Source organism: Dorea sp. AM58-8 (assembly GCF_003464045.1).
GTDB lineage: Bacteria > Bacillota > Clostridia > Lachnospirales > Lachnospiraceae > Claveliimonas > Claveliimonas ammoniilytica.
This window is the reverse complement of record NZ_QSDM01000019.1, coordinates 43139-50690: the sequence shown is the minus strand read 5'-3', so window position 1 is coordinate 50690 and position 7552 is coordinate 43139. Positions and strand designations below refer to the sequence as shown.

The following is a 7552-nucleotide window of genomic DNA, read 5'->3' as shown; positions in this document are numbered from 1 at the left end:
ATTAGATTGCGTCCAATTTGTCAATAACCTGTTCAAACTGTCGGCGTTTAATCTGTATGCGGTTGCCATTCATAATGAGCCAGCCAGCGTCCTTGTTTTCCTCTGCCAAGCGTCTTAACTTGTTTTCTCCGATACGGAAATACTTTGACGCTTCTTCAATGGTAAGGGTATATTTTTCCCATACGGGAATATCCTGTGCATTACTCATAAAACACCCCCTCACTTTCGATTACATCTGCTATATCCGTACACATCTGTTCTACAAGCATTTCCTGTTTTTCGGAAAGGTGGGTACATTCATCAATCATTTTCATGTAGTTTGAGCCTGTCAGCCTGTCGATTTCCTCTATCATCACGATTGACGGCATGACCTGTCTTTCCAGCCATTGCAGAGTGCGTTCCATATTGACAGGTACGGGGTTCATTTCAAAAGGTAAACTGTCATGGGAAATGAATATCTCCCACAGCGGATAATCGGGAAATTGCACAAAATCAGTAATAAGGCAAAACACCAACCCATGAGGGTTATATGTCAATAACAATTCCTCAACTGCCTGTACTGCCTTTTTATCACGCAGACGAATTTCAAAACGGTTGATAATATCCGTATGTTTCTTTTTGGTTGCCTGTTCCTTTTGTTTTTCATACAGGCAGAAATATTTTGTGCTTGCCTTTGAGCCGATATAAAGGGTACTTGCTAAATTACGGTTTTTTCCGCTTAGTTTTCCACCTTGTACATTTTCATAGTTTTTACAGCGACAATCCGCACCGCCATTTTTGTATTTTTCAGACAAAACGGGAATATCCAGCAGACCGCACATATCATTGATTGCCAAGTCAAAACGTCGGATAACACCGCCACAGTCAAGACAGCGGTTTAAAAATGAATACCAATCCCTGTTCTGTGCCTGTAAGACATATTCCATGTTGCGTGAGCCTGCCCCTTTTAATTCTAAAAATACACCCATGTGTTCATCATCAGAAGCCATGACCTTGATTTCCCCGTAGGCATAATGCTCCTTATAGCCATAATACCCATAGTCATAATGGATAAAATAGTCCGCTTTCATGCCAAGCACCTTTCGGATAACTTCTAATGCGTCAGTCGTTGGAAAACGGACAGACAGATAATCAACGAGCAGATAAAAAGGCTTATCACAGACATAGTAATTCAGACAACGCAGGATAATGTTCTGTGTTTCTTTACTTGCGTTGGCTTTTCCGTTCTCAAAGCGGTTGATACTATATCTTGATACATGGGTAAGACTTGCAAGTTCTCCTTGTGAAAGACCGCTTGCAAGACGTTTGTTCTTCATTTCAAGTGCAAATTCTAAATTGTTCATTGTATTCCTCCAATCCCACAACAGCCTTGAAATACCTGTAAACCACTATTCAAAAGAATGTGAAATTACTATCTTCTTAAAACTTCTCATTACTACTCACAGGTTTGGGGTTGTATGGTTTTTGACTTGTCTTTTGTGAAATAGTGCCCCCCTGTTAGATAACGGGGGCACAGTCAAGGCTCGCAGCTCGCCAGCCGACAAAGCATTTCTTCCCCTTGACACAAGGTGTCATGGCGGTAAGCCTGAGAGGCTTCCGCCACCGTGTCAGAAATACTTTGTCAGCAAGTCCTGTTTTGCCTTTTCTAACAAGTTCCATTTCAACCAATATTCATATCTACGGGTTTAATCAGATGGGTATTTCTTTTTGAATGTTTTTGTATTTCATGCTATTGTGCTTATTCACTCACAATAGCATAGTAATTCTTATATGCTTATTTGTCAATATCTTTTTTTGTCTTTACAAATCATATTAAGCATGATAGACTTATAACAGTGAAGATATAACGAGATATGGAGGGTTGTGCAATGAAAATAAGCCATTTAGGAAATAATATACAGACCATAAGAAAATTTAGGGGAATGAAACAACAGGAACTTGCGGACAAAATCGGTATCAATATGCAGAGCCTTTCCAAGATTGAAAGAGGGTTGAACTATCCTGCTTATGAAACGCTGGAAAAGATAATGGAAGTGCTGGACGTAACGCCGAATGAATTATTATCGGGAGAATGGAAGTATGTCAATCAGTCTGAAAAAGAAGTCTGTCAGTTTTTAAGAACAGAAGAACGTCTAAATGCAGAACTGAAACACGGACACTATGATAACTTCTTTGACAGCGAGGAAGAATGGCTGGAATATGAGTTGGAAAAGTTACGGGAATACATTACAGACTATATCAACGGGAAAAGCATTGAAGCGTCCGACCTTTACCCAATCAAAGAATTTATCCAGCATTTGAAGTTTCAAAAATTACTAGACCGCTATGATGATTTATACAGTATGGATATGTTTGGGGAAAGCATAGAGGGACATAAATATAGGACACCTTATCAAGTCGTGAAAATGATAAATCCGAACTCAAAAGAGGATATGGAACTGTTACGGGAAGTATTAAGGAATAACCATTTTGATGATGAGGACGAGTAATCTTTTTCCTCTTGCGAGAAGATACAGCAAACAAAAAGCCCGATCAAGAGTGCAAAGCACCACCAATGGTGGCAAGCTCTTGACAGGGCTTTTTCTTTTCTGTTGTGGGTACTCAAGAGGAAAAAAGGAAAAGTGTGATGTCTCAATTTTTTTATCTTGCACGCATAAAAAGATTGAAAGAGGTGTTTGTTTCCAGTATAATGTTTTTTGTATAGAAGCAAGGATTGAATTTTTTTGAAAGAAAGGGTTGACAGTCATGTTCACACATTGTTACGCTTGCGACAGACAGACAGACAGACAGACAGACAGACAGACAGACAGACAGACAGACAGACAAGTAAATTCTGCCCTTTTTTCAATTCTATCAATAATAAACAGAACGCACAGATTATCCAGTTATAAGGGGGAGTTTGTGCGTTTTTCTATGCAAAGAATTTATGAAAAATAAGGAGTGAACAAACTATGAAGAAAAAACAAGTCCTTGCAGTAAGTTCCGCATTGATGATTGGAACAACAACTGCACTTACAGGGCTTCCTACTCCTGTCATGGCACAGGAAAACACAGAAGTTGTGCAGGAAGCCGTTGTAGAAGAAAACAAGACAGAGCAAGTTCCTGTGGAACAGAAAACAGAAAACGCAGAAGTACAAGAGAATATAACAGACAAGGAACAGGAAGAAACTGCTGAAAATGCAGAAACTTTAAAAGAAGAAAGTGCAAAACAGGAAACACCTGCAACACCAGAAAAAGAAGTGGTTACCGAAGATAAGACCGTTGAAGCAAGCAAAAATACAGAAGTAAAAGCTGGAAGCATTGCTATTGATGAAACACATTTTCCAGACAAAGTATTTAGAGAACAAATCATTGCAGAATTTGATAAAGACGGCGATAGTGTGTTATCTGTTGATGAAATATCAAAAGCCCAATTCTTAAACTTACATGGTATGAAAACGATATCTTCATTAGAGGGTATTCAATATCTAACAAATTTGCAGTCTTTAGATGTTTCTACGACTTCTGTTTCAGACTTAAGTCCGGTTAAAAACTCATCTTTAAAAAGATTAGATTGTCGTTCTTCAAAAGTAGGAAGCGTTGATTTAACACGTTATCCGAATTTGGAAGCTTTCCTTTGCGATAATACATCAATTAACAGTCTTGATGTATCTAAGAATGAAAAATTGAATACGTTATTTGCAGATAGTACCTCTATTTCCAATTTAGATGTAACAAACAATCCTAACTTAGAACAACTATCTTGTAGCAATACAGGATTAATGGAACTTGATGTCACACATAATCCGCAATTAGTCACTTTAGATATAGGAGATACAAAAGTAAAAACACTTGATATAAGTAAGAACCCTAATTTGAAACAACTATCATGTTATATGACAAATATAGCTGAATTAGATGTAACAAAAAACACAAAACTGACACGCCTTTTTTGTCATGATACAACTATTAAAAAATTAGATTTAAGCAATAATTTAGAACTTGAAATGCTACGTTGCGGTGAAATTTTTGAACAAGGGATAAGAGGTCTTGATATAAGTAAAAACACAAAAATTAAAAAATTAATTTGCGATGATTTATACTGGTTAAATGTCGGAGAGAATAAAGTTCTTGAAAATAATCATGCTTTTGTAGGCAACGGTTATATTGATATTAAAGGGAATAAAATCGACTTAAAAAAAGATGTTGAACAAGGAATAGATATTTCAAAAGTAAAAGTTACTGCAAATGGAACTTTAGATAAAGATACAGGAATTATAACGGTAGATGATGTAAAAAAACCAGTTACTTATGAGTATGATTGCGGTACTTATAAAGACGGAAACGTTGTTTTAAAAGTAGAATTATCGTTAAACTCACAAGGAGAAGATAATACAGCACCAACTATTTCTGCAAATGATGTTACATTGAATGTAGGCGATACTTTCGACCCATTGGCAAATGTAACAGCAACAGATAAAGAGGACGGAACTATCACTTTGACAAAAGATAATATTGTTGCAAATGATGTAGATACTTCTAAGGCTGGTACTTACCATGTGACTTATAAAGTAACAGATAAAAACGGAGCTTCTGCTAAAAAAACGATTACTGTAACTGTGAAACAAAATACAGGCGACCTTAACTCTGCTCCAATCATTTCAGCAAATGATGTTACATTGAATGTAGGCGATACGTTCGACCCATTGGCAAATGTGACGGCAACAGATAAAGAGGACGGAACGATTATTTTAACAAAAGATAACATTATTGCAAATGATGTAGATACTTCTAAGGCTGGCACTTATCATGTAACTTTCCGTGTAGTAGATAAAAATGGTGCAATTACTGAAAAAACAATTACAGTTACCGTAAAAGAAAAAGCAACAAATAAACCTGTAAGTCCACAACAGCCACAGAAACCGAGCAAGCCAACTACTCCAACAAAGCCTAGCGGACAAAAGAACCCTGTAAAAACAGGTGATATGACAAACGTAGGATTGTTTACTTCTATGTTTGCTGGTTCAACCGGTGTATTAGCTGTTTTATTCGGTAAAAAACGTAAAAGAAATAAGAACAATTAACAAAATGTATAATAACAATCAATAGCGACTAATGATTTTCATGTAAAAGGACACCAAACTATACGGTGTCCTTTTCAAATTCTTACGTCATATCAAGGCTCATTCAATCGTGGTAAATTCGTGGTAAAATGAGTGCTTTCCTATATTTCAAAATGCTTGAAAGTATAGTGTTTATGCGGATAATCAAAAATCAGATATAAAATTTATAAGAAATTTATGTTTTGTATTCAATCAGGAGTGAAATGGATTCTGGTTGAGAAGAGTGAAAAGTTATGAGGATGGGACAGAAGATGAAGCGAGTATGTAAGAGTGTGCTGAGTGTGATGTTATCAGTTGTTATGTTGATGACCGTTATACTGGTCTCGCAGCCGAAGGAAGTGCAGGCAGCACAGGCGGGAAAGAACAGAGCAATCTACGTAGTATTTGATAACTCGGGAAGTATGTACAAGCCGGGGAATATGGCGTGGTCGCAGGCAACCTATGCGATGGAAGTGTTTGCTGCGATGATGAATTTCGACAGCGGAGATGTGATGAAGGTATTTCCGATGCATCCGGTTACGGTGAATGGCAATGCGGGTACGGACAGAACGACATCCATTACGGTGCAGTCTACAGATGACATTGCGCAGATTCATAATATGTATACACCGGATCCGGAAGGAACACCGTATACACAGGTGAATACGGCATCAGCAGAACTGACTGCACTGTTAGACAGCGGGGCTGCGCAGGAAGGCTGGCTCGTAGTGCTGACAGATGGTATATTTGACAGTGATGTGCCGGCAGCAGGTCTGCAAGAGGATCTGAAACAGAAGGCTGCATCCCGGGACAATATGTACGTACAGTTCCTTGGCATGGGAAGCGAAGTCGAGAATGTGCCGGACAGCAATGAGGACGCAGGACTCTATGCACAGAAAGCCGGAGACAGTGCGGCGGTGATCAATGAACTGGCAATTGTAAGCAATCGTATTTTTAAAAGAAATGAATATCCGGGATATAAGGCTGGTAATCCGTTGAAACTGGATGTGCCACTCAGTAAGCTGATCGTATTTGCACAGGGAAGTAATGTAGATATTAAGAGCCTGAAGAATAAAGAGGGTGGCGAAGTCAAGATGGAGAACTGCTACAGCGTGTCATGCAGCAGTACGGACGGCGCAGGACAGACTTCTTATGTAACGCAGGTTCCGACGAAAGACACATCATTAAAAGGTGCAGTAGCAGTATTTGCAGATCCGTCTTCATCCATTGTAGAAGGAGAGTATACTCTGAATATAGAAGGAGCAGATTCTATTCAGGTATATTATGAACCAAATGTAGAGTTTGGAGCAGAATTGCTGAAGGGCGGCAAGAAAGTAGATGGAGATACCATTGAAGGAGGTTCGTATCAGGTAAAGGTTGGATTTATCGATCTGTTGTCTGGAAAGTTTATTAAGGATTCTAAGCTGCTTGGCAAGCCGGAATATACCTTGACGGTGAATGGACAGGAGTATGGGCTGGGTGGCAACGGAGGAGTTACGCAGACGGTTGATATTCAGGTTGATGGAGATGAACTTCAGCTGTCGGCGGATGTTGTGTATCTGAATGATTATATGGATCATGCAGAAAAGACTTATAAGGTATGTACACTTGATATGGAGGTACAGGCGCCGAAGTCTGTGGCATTAAAAGAGATAGATCATGCGGAACCACTGAAGATTACAGCGAAGAAGAATGGCAAGCCGCTGACAAAAGAGCAGTGGGAGAATGCAACGGTAGAACTCGGCACAGTGAATGAGCAGGGAGATACATTTGCGCTGGATTGGGATATCCAGAAAGGCAGTGAAGTGTCTACATGGATTGCAATTCCAAAATATAAAGACGGTAAAATGTTTGAGACCGATACCGGTAAAGCAGAGGTTACAGTTGATGTGTCGACAGAGATTGACGGTAATTCTTATGGCAAGGCGCAGACAGTATCGATGAAGATCAAGGATGACAGAGGTGTGTTGGATTATCTGAAACACTACTGGAAGCAGATTGCGCTTGGCCTACTGCTGTTGATTTTGATTCTGGGATATATCCCACCGTTTAAAAAGCGTTTTCCAAGAAAGATGAAATCAAGACCATCTATTGAATGTACGGCCGAAAAGATTGGGATACGTGATTCGATAGTGAAAGGTAATTTTGAGAAGAATAAGTTATCTGTATTTCTACCATATAAGGCAGAGGTCGGAAGGCTGACATTTTCACCGGCTCCGGTAAAGAAGACTGCGAGGGTGAAGGCTGCAGGAGGCGGAAGTATGATGATCTTGAACACATCGACTTTTGCAGGTAAAGAAGATACGACATTTAACGGAATGTCTATACCGGATAATTACAAAGGACATTACCGCATATCAGCGAGTACGATCATTGTGGTGTCAACACCTGAATTTACTTATACATGTATTCCGAATGTGCAGAGAACTGCTGACGGATCGATCAAAAAGGGTAAGAGGAAATGATAAAGC

General features: G+C 39.1%; 6 protein-coding genes. 4 read left to right on the top strand and 2 right to left on the bottom strand.

Annotation, left to right across the window (positions count from 1 at the left end):
• Window position 1 precedes the first annotated feature (1 nt).
• Both DXA18_RS12490 and DXA18_RS12485 read right to left on the bottom strand, forming a co-directional pair.
• Window positions 2-208, bottom strand: a complete 207-nt coding sequence (locus DXA18_RS12490; protein ID WP_002341493.1) for an excisionase — start codon at window positions 206-208, stop codon at window positions 2-4.
• On the bottom strand, window positions 201-1343 hold the full coding sequence (locus DXA18_RS12485; protein ID WP_118384178.1) for an XRE family transcriptional regulator: 1143 nt from the start codon (window positions 1341-1343) through the stop codon (window positions 201-203). Before DXA18_RS12485 ends, DXA18_RS12490 begins: the two co-directional genes overlap by 8 nt.
• A gap of 525 nt (window positions 1344-1868) precedes the next feature.
• Here DXA18_RS12485 and DXA18_RS12480 point away from each other — a divergent pair.
• From DXA18_RS12480 to DXA18_RS12465, 4 genes are all read left to right on the top strand, one after another.
• Complete coding sequence (locus tag DXA18_RS12480) at window positions 1869-2489, top strand: helix-turn-helix domain-containing protein (RefSeq protein ID WP_009242236.1); 621 nt, start codon at window positions 1869-1871, stop codon at window positions 2487-2489.
• 234 nt (window positions 2490-2723) lie between these two features.
• Window positions 2724-2891, top strand: coding sequence for a hypothetical protein (locus DXA18_RS12475; protein WP_158567135.1), 168 nt, complete (start codon window positions 2724-2726; stop codon window positions 2889-2891).
• A 60-nt stretch (window positions 2892-2951) separates the two neighbouring features.
• Complete coding sequence (locus tag DXA18_RS12470) at window positions 2952-5063, top strand: immunoglobulin-like domain-containing protein (protein ID WP_118288099.1); 2112 nt, start codon at window positions 2952-2954, stop codon at window positions 5061-5063.
• A gap of 290 nt (window positions 5064-5353) precedes the next feature.
• Window positions 5354-7546, top strand: a complete 2193-nt coding sequence (locus DXA18_RS12465; protein WP_147345600.1) for a hypothetical protein — start codon at window positions 5354-5356, stop codon at window positions 7544-7546.
• The last annotated feature ends 6 nt before the right edge of the window (window positions 7547-7552 follow it).